Annotated in this window: 13 protein-coding genes, 1 tRNA gene and 1 riboswitch; of the genes, 6 read left to right on the top strand and 8 right to left on the bottom strand. The window is 45.6% G+C overall.

Going from position 1 to position 14,064, the window contains the following annotated elements:
• Nucleotides 1–148 precede the first annotated feature (148 nt).
• The 5 genes from moaE to moaA all read right to left on the bottom strand — a co-directional run bounded on the left by moaE (nt 149) and on the right by moaA (nt 2,929).
• A complete protein-coding gene (moaE, locus tag AB4323_RS17275) occupies nt 149–604 on the bottom strand; it encodes a molybdopterin synthase catalytic subunit MoaE (protein WP_102332513.1) in 456 nt (151 codons plus the stop codon).
• A gap of 2 nt (nt 605–606) precedes the next feature.
• Nucleotides 607–852 carry a molybdopterin synthase sulfur carrier subunit gene (gene moaD / locus AB4323_RS17270; protein ID WP_017063465.1) on the bottom strand — a complete coding sequence of 82 codons (246 nt, stop codon included), beginning with the start codon at nt 850–852 and terminating at the stop codon, nt 607–609.
• Nucleotides 849–1,328 carry a cyclic pyranopterin monophosphate synthase MoaC gene (gene moaC / locus AB4323_RS17265; RefSeq protein WP_004734026.1) on the bottom strand — a complete coding sequence of 160 codons (480 nt, stop codon included), beginning with the start codon at nt 1,326–1,328 and terminating at the stop codon, nt 849–851. The genes moaD and moaC overlap by 4 nt, the downstream gene beginning before the upstream one ends.
• Before the next feature lie 12 nt (nt 1,329–1,340).
• The gene (gene moaB, locus AB4323_RS17260) at nt 1,341–1,853 is read right to left on the bottom strand and encodes a molybdenum cofactor biosynthesis protein B (protein ID WP_004734027.1); all 513 of its coding nucleotides are present in this window, start codon (nt 1,851–1,853) and stop codon (nt 1,341–1,343) included.
• An 86-nt stretch (nt 1,854–1,939) separates the two neighbouring features.
• Nucleotides 1,940–2,929 (bottom strand): GTP 3',8-cyclase MoaA, encoded by a 990-nt coding sequence (gene moaA / locus AB4323_RS17255; RefSeq protein WP_009848642.1) that lies wholly within the window; start codon nt 2,927–2,929, stop codon nt 1,940–1,942.
• Nucleotides 2,918–3,070: riboswitch (molybdenum cofactor riboswitch) on the bottom strand. It overlaps the preceding gene by 12 nt.
• A 194-nt stretch (nt 3,071–3,264) precedes the next feature.
• On the opposite strand from moaA, the gene AB4323_RS17250 reads away from it, so the two are divergent.
• Entirely contained in the window at nt 3,265–4,152 is an 888-nt protein-coding gene (locus tag AB4323_RS17250) for a YvcK family protein (protein WP_372152977.1), read from the top strand.
• Nucleotides 4,153–4,226: 74 nt separating this feature from the next.
• On the opposite strand, the gene luxU is transcribed toward AB4323_RS17250, so the two are convergent.
• From luxU to uvrB, 3 genes are all read right to left on the bottom strand, one after another.
• The gene (gene luxU, locus AB4323_RS17245; RefSeq protein ID WP_017062179.1) at nt 4,227–4,571 is read right to left on the bottom strand and encodes a quorum-sensing phosphorelay protein LuxU; all 345 of its coding nucleotides are present in this window, start codon (nt 4,569–4,571) and stop codon (nt 4,227–4,229) included.
• Between the two features lie 24 nt (nt 4,572–4,595).
• Nucleotides 4,596–5,984, bottom strand: a complete 1,389-nt coding sequence (gene luxO / locus AB4323_RS17240; RefSeq protein ID WP_004734031.1) for a quorum-sensing sigma-54 dependent transcriptional regulator LuxO — start codon at nt 5,982–5,984, stop codon at nt 4,596–4,598.
• A 302-nt stretch (nt 5,985–6,286) separates the two neighbouring features.
• Entirely contained in the window at nt 6,287–8,317 is a 2,031-nt protein-coding gene (gene uvrB / locus AB4323_RS17235; RefSeq protein ID WP_372152976.1) for an excinuclease ABC subunit UvrB, read from the bottom strand.
• A 508-nt stretch (nt 8,318–8,825) separates the two neighbouring features.
• Between uvrB and AB4323_RS17230 the strand changes: the two genes are divergently transcribed.
• The 5 genes from AB4323_RS17230 (at nt 8,826) to rsxD (ending at nt 14,057) form a co-directional block, all read left to right on the top strand.
• Nucleotides 8,826–8,901: transfer RNA gene (locus AB4323_RS17230), tRNA-Asn, on the top strand.
• A gap of 492 nt (nt 8,902–9,393) precedes the next feature.
• Nucleotides 9,394–9,972: an electron transport complex subunit RsxA gene (gene rsxA / locus AB4323_RS17225; protein WP_004734039.1), complete on the top strand. Its 579-nt coding sequence runs from the start codon at nt 9,394–9,396 to the stop codon at nt 9,970–9,972.
• Nucleotides 9,973–9,974: 2 nt separating this feature from the next.
• A complete protein-coding gene (gene rsxB, locus AB4323_RS17220; protein ID WP_004734040.1) occupies nt 9,975–10,568 on the top strand; it encodes an electron transport complex subunit RsxB in 594 nt (197 codons plus the stop codon).
• Nucleotides 10,569–10,575: 7 nt separating this feature from the next.
• Complete coding sequence (rsxC, locus tag AB4323_RS17215; protein WP_102398538.1) at nt 10,576–13,011, top strand: electron transport complex subunit RsxC; 2,436 nt, start codon at nt 10,576–10,578, stop codon at nt 13,009–13,011.
• Nucleotides 13,011–14,057, top strand: a complete 1,047-nt coding sequence (gene rsxD, locus AB4323_RS17210; protein WP_017063459.1) for an electron transport complex subunit RsxD — start codon at nt 13,011–13,013, stop codon at nt 14,055–14,057. Before rsxC ends, rsxD begins: the two co-directional genes overlap by 1 nt.
• Nucleotides 14,058–14,064: the final 7 nt, after the last annotated feature.

The following is a 14,064-nucleotide window of genomic DNA, read 5'->3' as shown; positions in this document are numbered from 1 at the left end:
ATCACGTACCGAATTTATATGCAACTTGAATGATTAACCATTTATTAATACACCACTTATTTATAAATAGCTTTGTAGCACGTACAAAAAAACCGACTTTAATAGTCGGCTTTTAATATTCGTTCTGAAGGTGAGTAACCTTGGGTGATTATTTTTCCCAACGCTCTGCAGCTTTCGCGTCTGAGTCTCGAGAGTCAACCCAACGAGTTGCTTCAGTGGTGCGTTCCTTCTTCCAAAACGGCGCTTTGGTTTTTAGGAAATCCATCACAAACTCACAGGCTTCAAAGGCCGCACCGCGGTGTGCACTGGATACACCAACGTAAACAATCTGGTCACCGATATCTAGGTCACCAACACGATGGATAACTCGCATCTTTTGGATTGGCCAGCGTGCCTCAGCTTGATCACAGATCTCGCTCAGTGATTTTTCTGTCATACCCGGATAGTGCTCCAGAGACAAACCAATCACATTGTCGCCAAGGTTCATGTCGCGAACTTTACCAACGAACGTCACAATCGCTCCGGCAGCTGTACCTTGAGCCAAGTAGTCGTATTCGTCGCCTACCGAGAAGTCCTCAGCTGTCACTAATACTCTTGGATCCATGCTTAGCCTCCAGTCACTGGTGGGAAGAAAGCCACTTCGTCGCCGTCTTTCACTTCAGCTGTCAGAGGTACGATTGATTGGTTAAGTGCAGCCAGAAGCTTCCCCTCTTCCAATGCGATATCCCATTTGCCTTCTTGTGTCACAAGATGACTACGAATCGCTTCAATCGTCTTAAATTGTGCATCAACTTCAACGCTGTCCACACCAACAAGTTCACGAGTTTGAGCAAAGAAAAGTACTGTAATCATGACTCCACCTTAAAGTGACCAGATTTACCACCTGTCTTCTCTAGCAGGCGCACGTTTTCGATAACAATGTCTTTCTGAACAGCTTTACACATATCGTAAATCGTTAACGCAGCCACAGAAGCAGCCGTTAGCGCTTCCATCTCTACGCCCGTCTTACCCGCAAGCTTACAAACAGATTCGATGCGAACCTTGTTTTCAGACTCAATAGCTTCAAGCTGCACTTCTACTTTAGTTAATAGCAGAGGGTGACACAGGGGAATCAGATCCCACGTCTTCTTCGCCGCTTGAATACCCGCAATACGTGCCGTTGCGAAAACATCACCTTTATGGTGGCTACCAGAGACAATCAGCTCTAGCGTTTCTGCCGACATTTGAACGAAGGCTTCCGCTCTCGCTTCACGTACTGTTTCCGCTTTAGCCGATACATCGACCATGTTTGCTTCGCCAGACGCGTTAATGTGTGTAAATTGGCTCATACTCAAACCGCCTTATACAGAAAGGTGTGGCATGAAGTTACAAGGACGGTGGCTAGCATCCATCTGTTGCTTGATGATCTTAGTCCAACCGGTGCGGCAAGCGCCTGTAGAACCTGGCATCGCAAAGATAACCGTGTGGTTAGCAAAACCCGCAATCGCACGAGATTGAATTGTCGAAGTACCGATCTCTTCGTAAGATACTTGACGGAATAGCTCACCAAAGCCTTCTACTTCTTTGTCGAACAGTGGCTTAAGCGCTTCAGGCGTGCTGTCACGAGAAGTGAAACCAGTACCACCCGTGATCATGATAGCTTGTACGCTTTCATCAGCGATCCATTTAGATACGATCGCACGGATCTTGTACATGTCATCAATAACGATTTGCTTATCAACCACGTTGTGACCCGCTTCTTTAGCATGCTCTGCTAGGTAACCGCCTGAAGTGTCGTTTTCTTCTGTACGAGTATCTGAAACCGTTAGTACTGCGATGTTTGCTGCTTGGAATTTGCTTTCTGCGTGACCCATTTGTTCACCTATATAAATTTTTCATTAGACTGATTCGCCCAGCCTGAAGAAGCTGAGCGATAAAATGCTTTAGTGTGTGTAGCGGGTTAACCGCCGATTGACGCCAAGTTTGGAGTCATGCCGCTGTTGCCATCGTGTAAGAAGTGGCTAACGGACTTGGTTTGAAGCTGAGCCTGAATTCGATCAATGAGTTCTTGCTCTTGTTGATCTTCTTGAATCAGATCTCTCAGTTCAACACCATGGTCGCCAAACAGACATAAGTGAAGTTTACCGGTCGCAGAAACGCGCAGTCGGTTACAACTCTCACAAAAGTCTTTCTCGTAAGGCATGATCAAACCGATTTCACCCTTGTAGTCTGGGTGGACAAACACTTGCGCCGGGCCATCGTTAACGGCTTTGACTTTTAACAGCCAACCATTAGCAATAAGCTGGTTGCGAATCGCAACGCCAGACACATGATGTTTATCGAACAACTCGTCCATCTCGCCGGTTTTCATCAGCTCGATAAAACGTAATTGAATAGGTTTGTCTTTGATCCAATTAAGGAAGGCTGGTAATTCCTGACTATTGAGGTCTTTCATTAATACGACGTTGACTTTGACTTGTTCAAAGCCAACCTCAAACGCTTTATCAATGCCTCGCATAACCTCAGTAAACTTATTCTCACCAGTGATCTGATGGAACATGCGCGAATCTAAACTATCCACGCTCACGTTTATATGGGTTAAACCAGCATCACGCCATTGCCCTACTTGTTTCTCCATGCGGTAGCCATTCGTTGTGGTGGCTACTTTTTCGATGCCTGGAGTAGAAGCAACGGTATGTATGATTTCAGGAAAGTCTTTACGCAGACTCGGCTCTCCGCCTGTAATGCGGATCTTTGAGGTACCACAATCTGCAAACGCTTTAACAACGCGTTTGATCTCGGGAACACTTAAAAAAGACGAGTTTTTTTGCCCTGACGGTTTGTAACCATCTGGTAAGCAGTAAGTACATTTAAAGTTACAGACGTCTGTAACCGACAAGCGCAAGTAATAAAACTTGCGATGGAATCTATCTTCGAATTGTTGCGCCACGGAACACCTTTCCAAACACGGGAGGCATAATCATTTCCAATTAAGCCCTTGTGACAACATGTCACTGGCTCTTGATGCGTATCGGTACAGCAAATACCACTGTGCGACTTAGCATGCGAGAGCTCGGAGTTATGGCAACTGAGCGTTATATTCACACGCGCAGTAGCTGAGTAATAAAATACTTAATATTTGTACGTGAATCTAGCTCTGATGGTAAAAAACGGGTCACATCGGCAAAAAAAACGTATCAAACGCTCAAAATAACTCTTGTTGAGTATATAGCGAGAAGCATTTAACCTAAATTATAGTTGGTAATAACCTAACAAGAACAATAAATGAATATTTACTCTTCAAAGAAAGTCGTAGCAATCGGCGGTGGCCATGGCTTAGGTCGCATGTTAGCTGCATTAAAAGACTTTGGTAACAACGCAACTGGCATTGTTGCAACGACAGATAACGGCGGTTCCACCGGACGTATTAGAGATTGCCAAGGTGGCATCGCATGGGGAGATACACGCAACTGTATCAACCAATTAATCACAGAGCCTTCAATCAGTTCGATGATGTTCGAATACCGCTTTCGTGGTCAAGGTGAGCTAGACGGTCATAACTTGGGTAACCTAATGCTGACGGCGTTAGACAACCTTTCCGTTCGCCCATTGGAAGCAATTAACCTGATTCGAAATATGCTCAAGGTCGATGTCAATATCGTGCCGATGACTGAGCATCCTTCAGACCTCACGGCTCTATCAATAGACGGCCGCTGGGTTACCGGCGAAACCAACGTTGATGACATGACGGAAAAGCTGCGCATGATGGACTTGTCTCCAGAAGTGCCAGCAACCAAAGAAGCCGTTGCTGCCGTTGAGCAAGCAGACTGCATTGTCCTTGGCCCTGGAAGCTTTTTAACCAGTGTGATGCCCCCTCTTCTCCTTCCAGAGATTGGCAAAGCAATCTCTGAGAACACCAAGGCAAAAGTTATCTTCGTTGAAAACCTTTCACCAGAGCACGGTCCCGCAGGGAAAATGACGCTTCAAGAGCAATTGGAGTGGTGTGAACGTACCTGTAAGGCAAGGAAAATAGACATCGTGTTAGGCAATGAACCTCACCCGGAACTAGAAGTGCAATGGAATTGTGTGACCACAGATCTTGCATCGGCAAACCGAGATTGGCGACACGACCGTGTGAAGCTTCAACAAGCCATTGAAGCCCAGTTGGCGTAGCCATAGGTTCAAGCGACAAACAACAAAAAAGGAGCATGCTGCTCCTTTTTTAATCTCAGTAATAACTCGCTGTTTTAAAGGTCCGTCATCAACTGCTGATATTCAGTGTACGTCGATAACAGGAGGTCTTGCATATCTTGAAAATCAATCTCGGTTACAGGCAACGCTTGCTTCACTTTTGCGTCTAAGCTAATCGCAAAACTACACAAAGAATCCGCACCAAAGCTTGCTGCGCTGCTCTTAAGCGCATGACTGATATCAGCCAAGTACTTAGAGGTATCCGACTCTTTATTTATCTCTAGGTGTTCGTAGTAGCCTTTCAACTCACCTAAAAAGATTTCCAGTAAAACCGGGACATTCTCTTGGCCTATTTCGCCGGCAAGCTCATCAACTTTTTGCTGATTTAATACTTTCGTCATTATTATTTTCTTATTGTTTGTTGATTACTGCTTCGCATTCCACGTTTGCAACTTACGGTATATCGTCGATGGACTGACATCTAAGAAACCTGCCGCACGAGGGATGTTGCCATCACACGCTTTAATGGCCTGCTCGATAGCCGTTTTCTCAGTGATCCACAATGGGAAAATATCTTTTACCGTGATGTCTTCATTCTGCTTCTCTTTCAATCGCAGACTGTTTTCAATCGGTTGGTTCAACGGTGGTGGAAGCATGTTGAGAGTAATCTCTTTGCCGTTATTCAAAACCACTACGTTCCGCAACACGTTTTGTAGCTGACGAACGTTACCCGGCCACTCATATTGATTAAAGCGATCAAGTACTTCCTGAGCAAAACGTACAAACGCCTTCCCCTCCTCGACCGACATATAGCCTAGCAGAGAATACGCGATCTCGATGACATCTTCACCACGCTCACGCAATGGCGGCAAGTGCAATGGAATCACGTATAAACGATAGTATAAATCTTCTCTAAAGCGACCTTCTTGTACTTCTTTCCAAGGGTCACGGTTGGTCGCACACACAAAACGAACGTCGACACTCTTCATCTTCGAAGAGCCGACTTTTTGGAAAGTACCGGTTTGGATAAAGCGCAGCAGCTTGGTTTGCAGCTCTAAGTCCATTTCGCACAGTTCATCAAGGAACAGTGTTCCACCATCAGCAAGCTCAGCAGCACCTTGGCGATCGGTCGCCGCACCGGTAAAGGCACCTTTAACGTGGCCAAACAGCTCACTTTCAATCAGGTCTTTAGGGATAGCGGCACAGTTAATCGCGATGAACGGCTTATCGCCACGCTTACTCGCCGCATGAATGGCTTCTGCACATACCTCTTTACCGGTACCACTTTCACCAGTAATGAAAATGCTCGCCTTACTCGATGCAGCAGAATCGATAGTTCGGTAAACCTGCTGCATGGTTTGGCTGCTGCCGATAAAACCTTGGTAGTTCTGGTTTCCCGGGTGTTCCGAGCTATTTTTAAGTTTGGTGGCTTTGCGGATCGCATTATTCACCGTAATACGGAGTCGGTCGGCTTCACACGGTTTGATAAGGAAATCTTGAGAGCCATGACGCATCGCTTCTACAGCGGTATCGATAGAGCCGTGAGCCGTCATGAAGATAACTGGAACTTCAGGGTATTTTTGTTTTACAGCAAATAGTACGTCCATACCCGTCATATCAGGCAGACGTAGATCTAATAAAATAAGGTCTGGGATTCGATGATTCAAACTCTCGATTGCATCGCGGCCAGTGCCGACAATGTTGATATCAATTTCGAGCGGTGTAAGATACGAGCGATATAAAGCTGCTACCGAAGCGGTATCCTCTACCATCAACAAATACTTCGATTTGTTATCTAGCGTTTTTGATTGCATATCCTAGCCATTTATAATTTGCATTTCTTATTATAGTCGCATTCCGCTTTGCATTATGCAAATTAGCCACAGTATTTGTAGTGTGTTTTTTTACTTGCTTCAAACAATCAATGTTTTATCTATCTGGCACGAACGATGCAACGGTATAAATGACCTTCGGGTCACCTAGCCAACTGACGTTGTTAGTGGACCGATTGTTCACAAACGTAAGCCAGTAGAACATTTACTACTGGCTGTTTTTTTGTCTGAAACACTCTCAATTCTTGTGTTGAGGGGGATCAATTCTCGAGCGAAAAGTGAGATTAGCTGTTGGTAATAAACTGCTTTCTTAACTGCTCAATTTCATCACGCTTCTGTGCGGCCAATTCAAATTCCAGATTCTGAGCATGCTGATACATCGCAGATTCTAGCTTGCTGATCTCTTTATCAAGCTGTTGCGGCGTAAGTACTGCATAACTTTCAGAAGGCTCTGCCACCTTAGATAGTGGAACTTGTTTCGATTGGCGCTGCTGCTTCGACTTGGTTAGATCACCCAGTTCCATAATGTCTTTGATATTGCGTTTCAACGCTTGCGGAGTGATGCCTTGCTCTTCGTTGTAGGCTTGCTGTTTCTCGCGACGACGATCGGTTTCATCAATCGCTTTTCTCATCGACTTAGTAATCGAATCACCATAAAGGATTGCTCGACCTTCCAAGTTACGAGCAGCACGACCAATGGTTTGAATCAGAGAACGCTCAGAACGCAAGAAGCCCTCTTTATCTGCATCAAGAATCGCCACCAGCGACACTTCAGGCATATCCAAACCTTCACGAAGTAAGTTAATGCCCACTAACACATCGAACTTGCCCAAACGTAGGTCTCGGATGATCTCTACACGCTCAACGGTATCGATATCCGAGTGCAAGTAACGCACTTTAACGCCGTGCTCACTTAGGTATTCGGTTAAGTCTTCTGCCATTCTTTTGGTCAACGTGGTAACCAAAACACGCTCTTCTTTCACTGAACGGATTCTGATTTCAGACAGCAAGTCATCCACCTGCGTCGCGACAGGTCTTACTTCGATGATTGGGTCTAACAGACCAGTAGGACGTACCACTTGATCAGCAATCTCGCCATCTGATTTTTCAATCTCGTAATTACCTGGTGTTGCCGACACAAAAATCGTTTGTGGGGCTATAGACTCAAATTCTTCAAACTTCATTGGACGGTTATCCAATGCAGAAGGCAGTCTAAAACCAAACTCGACCAAGGTTTCTTTACGAGAACGGTCACCTTTATACATCGCACCAATTTGCGGCACAGTCACGTGTGACTCATCGATGATCAGCAAACCATCATCAGGCAGGTAGTCAAATAACGTTGGCGGCGCTTCCCCTTCCGCACGGCCGCTCAAGTATCGTGAATAGTTTTCGATACCGGAACAGAAACCCAACTCCGTCATCATCTCGATATCAAACTGAGTTCTTTGAGAAATACGCTGTTCTTCGAGAAGCTTGTTGTTGTCTTTTAAATATTGAGCCCTATCGCGCAACTCATCCTTAATCTTCTCAATCGCCTCAAGGATCTTCTCTCTTGGGGTTACATAGTGAGTTTTTGGATAAACTGTAAAACGCGGTAAGTCTCTTTGTTTCACCGCACCAGTCAGAGGATCAAAAATACTAATGCAGTCCACTTCGTCATCGAACATCTCAATTCGAACCGCATCTTGGTCAGATTCAGCCGGAAAGATATCAATCACCTCACCACGAACACGGAACTGACCACGTTCAAAGGCGACATCGTTTCTTGAATATTGCAGCTCAGCCAATCGACGCAGGATGTCTCGCTGATCCATCACCTCGCCACGACTCAAATGAAGCATCATCTTCAAATAAGACTTAGGATCACCCAGACCGTAGATAGCCGACACAGAAGCCACAATGATGGCGTCTTTTCGTTCTAATAAGGCTTTGGTTGCCGAAAGCCTCATTTGTTCGATATGAGCGTTCACAGACGCATCTTTCTCGATGAACGTGTCCGTGGTTGGAACGTAGGCTTCAGGTTGGTAGTAATCGTAGTAAGAAACGAAATACTCAACGGCATTGTTTGGAAAGAAAGATTTCATCTCACCGTAAAGTTGAGCCGCCAATGTCTTGTTAGGCGCTAACAGAATCGCAGGTCTTTGAGATTGGGAAATGACGTTGGCAAGGGTAAAGGTTTTACCTGAGCCCGTTACCCCTAGTAGAGTTTGATGTGCCAAACCAGAATCTAATCCGTCTAGTAATTTGGTTATCGCTGTCGGCTGATCACCGGACGGGCTGTAGTCCGATACCAAGTCAAAGAGTTTACTCATAGGTCGCCATTTCCATACTGTTTTTTTAATCAGGTCATTGTCACTCTAGGAGGAGTGTAGTTGCAACTATTATCTAGAGAAATACATCTTAAGATCAGAGATCAGTTATAGCTTTTATTTTTAGAACTTGGTATTATCCGTGCCCTGCAAAGTTTCCCCAGCTAAATTACTCGAATTTTAATCCACTACTTTTCCCCAAAAAACCTAAAAATACCGCTTGTTTTACTGTTCGTTTTATAATCTACAAAAGTTATACAATTGCGACATTTTGCTATAAATCTTTTAAATACATTACGTTAGATAAGGTTTTTACATTTTTCGATTTATCCCGATTATTGTTGTTAAAGTTTCACACACACACTTATCCACAATTTTGGTGGATAACTAAAGCAAAGCTAAATCCTATAAGGCGTTCAAGAAAGTAAAGTTTTTTATCTTACTTTTTTCTGATATTTTTTATTGACAGAAATCCGGACAATTATTAGAATTCGCGTCGCTAACAAGCAATTCCCCTTTAGTTCAGTTGGTAGAACGGCGGACTGTTAATCCGTATGTCGCAAGTTCAAGTCTTGCAAGGGGAGCCAAATTCAGAAAAAAGCTCAATCGAAAGATTGGGCTTTTTTCGTATATAATATAACTGCGACTAACTTGTTCCAAGTTAATGTCACAAACCTAGCCGCCCGCGTTCAAGTCTCGACAAGGGGGCCAAATTTAAAGAAGCCGCATCACTCGATGCGGCTTTTTGCGTTTTAGTGCTTTGGGCTCGTATTTTACTCGCCTCTTTCACTCCTCTTTTTGATAGTTCTGAGCACAAAAAGCCACAAATATGACCCTATTCGTAGGAAGCAAATCGAGTTCAATTCAAGAATGATCTTATGAAAGATCCAATTCAACTACTCCTACAAACTTGTCTCACGAAGTAAAAATTGGCCGTCTATACTTACGGTAACTTTAATAATCAATCGATTACCTGATGTTTTTTTCACCAAGTGTCTAAATCCCTAGTGATCCTTGGTTGTTATTAGGTGAGCAAAGCAGGATAATATCGGGATCGGAATCTCAAGAATTAATCCATTATGACCGAATACCTTTTGTTGTTGGTTGGCACAGTGCTGGTCAATAACTTTGTGCTAGTGAAGTTTTTAGGACTATGTCCATTTATGGGAGTCTCCAAGAAACTGGAGACTGCGATTGGCATGGGCCTCGCGACGACTTTCGTTCTAACGTTAGCGTCGGTCTCTGCATACCTAGTAGAAACCTACATCCTTACCCCTCTGGGTATTGAATACCTGCGTACCATGAGCTTCATCTTGGTTATCGCGGTGGTTGTTCAATTTACGGAAATGGTCGTTCACAAAACCAGCCCGACTCTTTATCGCCTGCTGGGTATCTTTCTGCCTCTTATCACCACCAACTGTGCGGTATTAGGTGTGGCACTTCTGAACATCAATGAAAACCACAACTTCATTCAGTCGATCATCTATGGTTTCGGCGCAGCGGTGGGTTTCTCTCTTGTATTGATCTTATTTGCTGCAATGCGTGAACGTATTGCGGTTGCTGATGTTCCAATGCCATTCAAAGGCGCATCGATTGCGATGATCACAGCAGGCCTAATGTCTCTGGCATTCATGGGCTTTACTGGGTTGGTGAAATAAACATGAGTACCATTTTAATTGCGATCATTGCGCTAGCCGTTTTAGCCGCTGTTTTTGGCGCTATTTTGGGCTTTGCTTCTATCCGTTTTAAAGTTGAAGCTGATCCTATCGTCGATCAAATCGACACCATTTTACCGCAAACTCAATGTGGCCAGTGTGGCTACCCTGGCTGTCGCCCATACGCAGAGGCGATCGCTAACGGAGACAAGATCAACAAATGTCCTCCGGGCGGCCAAGCAACCATTGAGAAGCTAGCAGATTTAATGGGCGTAGAAGTTGAAGACTCCGCTCATGACTTAGATAACAAAGTAAAAACCGTTGCCTTCATTCACGAAGATATGTGTATCGGCTGTACCAAGTGTATTCAAGCCTGCCCTGTTGACGCCATTGTTGGTGGCACCAAGGCACTGCACACAGTAATTAAAGATGAATGTACAGGTTGTGATCTATGTGTCGCACCGTGCCCTACTGACTGTATTGAAATGATTCCAGTGGCAACAACGACTGAAAATTGGAAATGGCAGATGAACATCATCCCTGTTACTGATATCACTAACCAAGCGACTGATGCGACTGCGTCAGAGCCTAAAGCATAGGGTTAGTATGATCTCTTTAATTGAACAAATTCGCACGGGCTCTATTTGGAACTTCCCTGGTGGCGTGCACCCTGCTGAAAACAAGAAACAGTCGAATACTACTGATATCGTCCATGCAAGGCTTCCAGAAGAAATCGTTCTTCCTGTGAAACAGCACATCGGTAAGCCGGGGAACCTATTGGTTGCTGCTGGCGACACTGTGTTAAAAGGTCAGCAACTTACGGCCTTAGACACAGGTTTTACTTTGCCAGTACACGCACCAACATCGGGTGTGATTACCGCTATCGAACCGCGAACTACCGCTCACCCTTCAGGCTTGAGCGAAATATGCGTGGTTATTAAACCTGATGGCCTAGACACTTGGATTGAAAAAAATCCAGTTGAAGATTTTTCGACAAAGACTTCTGACGAACTGCTTGATGTGATTCGCCAAGCTGGTATTTCAGGCATGGGCGGCGCAGGTTTCCCTACGGCTAAGAAGCTTCAATCAGGCTTAGGTCGTACCGACATTTTGATCGTCAACGCTGCGGAATGTGAACCTTACATCACCTCTGATGACAAGTTGCTTCAAGAACATGCCGACGAAGTATTAAACGGCATCGAAGTGGTTGAACACATTCTTCAACCAAAGCTGACGGTTATCGGCATTGAAGACAACAAACCAGATGCGATAAAAGCACTTGAGATTGCAGCGAAAGACAAAGATATCGTCATTCGCGTTATCCCAACCAAATACCCTTCTGGTGGTGAGAAGCAACTTATCAAGATCCTCACCAACAAAGAGGTTCCAGCTGGCGGCATTCCTGCAGACATTGGTGTTTTGGTTCAGAACGTCGGCTCTCTTTACTCGATTAAGCGAGCGGTAATTGACGGCGAACCTGTGGTTAACCGCGTTGTGACATTAACCGGTAAAACCTTTAAGCAACCTCGTAACGTTTGGGCGCTATTAGGCACACCAGTACATGAGTTACTTGAAGAGTTTGGCTACAAAGCAGATAAAAAACTGCCGCGTTTAATTTTGGGCGGCCCGATGATGGGCTTTACCTTGCCGCATGCCAATGTGCCAATCACCAAAACGTCGAACTGTATTTTGGCGCCAACGCGTCGTGAGATCTCACCAAGCACTTACGAGATGGAATGTATCCGTTGCAGCGCATGTGCTGAAGCTTGCCCTGCGTCTCTACTTCCTCAACAACTGCAATGGCACGCCAAAGCCAACGAGTTGGATAAGTGTGAAGAGCTGAATATTAAAGACTGTATTGAATGTGGTGCATGTGCATTTGTCTGCCCAAGCGAAATCCCTCTTGTTCAGTACTATCGCCAAGCAAAAGCTGAAATCAAAACTCGAAAAGATGAAGCCGCTGCTGCAGAACGCGCCAAGATTCGTTTTGAAGAGAAGAACGCTCGTATGGAGCGTGATAAAGCCGAACGTGAAAACCGCTTTAAAAAAGCCGCAGATAACCGCCGTAAAGATATGAAAACATCCGGCGGTGATGATGCTATTGCTGCTGCGATTGCTCGTGTTAAAGCACAAAAAGCCGCTGCGGATCAGGCTCCGAATGAAGAACCAGCAGTGAAACCTGCGGTTGCTGCCGCTATTGCGAAGGCAAAAGCGAAACAAGCTGCAGCTCAAAAAGCGGAAGGCGCTGAACCAGACAACTCTGAAATGTCTAAACTGCGTGAAGAGCGCAAGCGTCAAGCGAGAGAGCGCAAGGCACAACAAGCAGCAGCCGATACTCCTGCAGAAAGCTCAGGCGATACGAAGAAAGACGCCGTTGCTGCTGCGATTGCTCGCGCTAAAGCGAAGAAAGCACAGCAAGCGGAATCTGCTTCGGATGCTCCTGTTGAAAGCTCTGGCGATGCTAAGAAAGATGCTGTCGCTGCGGCCATTGCTCGTGCTAAAGCCAAGAAAGCTCAACAAGCTGAATCTGCTGCTGAAGCTCCTGCTGAAAAATCCGGCGATGCCAAGAAAGATGCTGTTACTGCCGCTATCGCTCGTGCTAAAGCCAAAAAAGCCCAGCAAGCGAAGCAAGCAGAAACATCTGAACCAGTGGTTGAAGTTGAAACCGAGACTCAATCGGAGCAAGTCGACCCTAAGAAAGCTGCTGTTGCTGCGGCCATCGCTCGCGCTAAGGCTAAGAAAGCACAGCAAGCGACACAAGAAACAACCGAAGCTCCTGAACCTGCAGTTGAAACTGAAGCTGGAAGTTCTGGCGATGCTAAGAAAGACGCCGTTGCTGCCGCTATAGCCCGTGCTAAAGCAAAAAAAGCACAACAAGCTAAGCAAGCAGAAACATCTGAACCAGTAGTTGAAGTAGAAACTGATACTCAATCTGAACAGGTCGATCCGAAGAAAGCTGCTGTTGCTGCAGCTATCGCTCGTGCTAAAGCGAAAAAAGCCCAGCAAGAGCTAGATAAAAAGAACAATGAGGAGAAAGAGTAGTGGCCTTCTTTATCGCCAGCTCACCGCACGCGCATAGCCGTAGAAGCACCCCAGATCTAATGAAATGGGTGGCTATTTGTGCATTGCCAGGTCTACTAGCTCAAACCTACTTCTTTGGATGGGGTACCCTCATCCAGTTAGTATTTGCTATTGCACTTGCTGTTACCTTTGAAGCAGCCGTCATGCTATTGAGAAAACGCCCGCCAGTAATGGCACTGCGTGATTACAGTGCTGTTGTAACCGCTTGGCTACTGAGTGTCGCGATTCCCCCACACTCTCCGTGGTGGATCCTCGTCATTGGTATGTTCTTCGCTATTATTATCGCGAAACACTTATACGGCGGCCTAGGGCAGAACCCATTTAACCCTGCGATGGTCGCTTACGTTGTTTTGCTGATTTCATTCCCAGTTCAAATGACCAGTTGGAATGCTCCCGCGAGCCTGACAGCAGAAGCAACAAGCTTTATTGACTCATTCTTGATGATCTTTACTGGCTTCAATAACGAAGGTTTGTCTCTGCAACAAGCACGCCTTGGCATTGATGGCACCACAATGGCGACGCCGCTTGATGCATTCAAAACGGCATTAACGGCAGGCAATACTGCCTCAGAAGCACTATCTCAACCTCAATTTAGTTGGTTAGCTGGCGTAGGCTGGGAGTGGGTAAACCTTGCTTACCTAATCGGCGGTTTAGTGCTGATTAAGCAACGTGTTATTCAATGGTATATCCCTGTGGCTTTCATCGGCAGTCTTACTCTGTTTAGCTTAGTGTTCTTAGTGCTCACTCCTGGTGAAACCGCTTCTCCAACCATTCACCTTCTGTCTGGCGCGACTATGCTTGGTGCATTCTTTATTGCAACCGACCCAGTTTCAGCATCCACGACAGTCAAAGGTCGCTTAGTGTTTGGCGCTCTGATCGGCGGTTTAGTCTTTATCATCCGCAGTTGGGGTGGTTTCCCTGATGGCGTGGCGTTTGCTGTATTGTTAGCCAACATGTGTGTTCCACTGATTGACTACTACACCAAACCTCGCACATACGGTCACTAAGGGAGCG

This window comes from Vibrio sp. 10N.261.52.C11 (assembly GCF_041471405.1).
GTDB classification, from domain to species: domain Bacteria; phylum Pseudomonadota; class Gammaproteobacteria; order Enterobacterales; family Vibrionaceae; genus Vibrio; species Vibrio crassostreae_C.
The sequence above is the reverse complement of the archived record's forward strand: the minus strand, read 5'-3'. Positions and strand labels throughout refer to the sequence as shown.

What these genes read in the sequence shown, in the direction of transcription:
- moaE (WP_102332513.1), bottom strand. Translation starts at nt 604, where the DNA reads ATGGATCCAAGAGTATTAGTGACAGCTGAGGACTTCTCGGTAGGCGAC.
- moaD (WP_017063465.1), bottom strand. Translation starts at nt 852, where the DNA reads ATGATTACAGTACTTTTCTTTGCTCAAACTCGTGAACTTGTTGGTGTG.
- moaC (WP_004734026.1), bottom strand. Translation starts at nt 1,328, where the DNA reads ATGAGCCAATTTACACACATTAACGCGTCTGGCGAAGCAAACATGGTC.
- moaB (WP_004734027.1), bottom strand. Translation starts at nt 1,853, where the DNA reads ATGGGTCACGCAGAAAGCAAATTCCAAGCAGCAAACATCGCAGTACTA.
- AB4323_RS17250 (WP_372152977.1), top strand. Translation starts at nt 3,265, where the DNA reads ATGAATATTTACTCTTCAAAGAAAGTCGTAGCAATCGGCGGTGGCCAT.
- luxU (WP_017062179.1), bottom strand. Translation starts at nt 4,571, where the DNA reads ATGACGAAAGTATTAAATCAGCAAAAAGTTGATGAGCTTGCCGGCGAA.
- luxO (WP_004734031.1), bottom strand. Translation starts at nt 5,984, where the DNA reads ATGCAATCAAAAACGCTAGATAACAAATCGAAGTATTTGTTGATGGTA.
- uvrB (WP_372152976.1), bottom strand. Translation starts at nt 8,317, where the DNA reads ATGAGTAAACTCTTTGACTTGGTATCGGACTACAGCCCGTCCGGTGAT.
- rsxA (WP_004734039.1), top strand. Translation starts at nt 9,394, where the DNA reads ATGACCGAATACCTTTTGTTGTTGGTTGGCACAGTGCTGGTCAATAAC.
- rsxB (WP_004734040.1), top strand. Translation starts at nt 9,975, where the DNA reads ATGAGTACCATTTTAATTGCGATCATTGCGCTAGCCGTTTTAGCCGCT.
- rsxC (WP_102398538.1), top strand. Translation starts at nt 10,576, where the DNA reads ATGATCTCTTTAATTGAACAAATTCGCACGGGCTCTATTTGGAACTTC.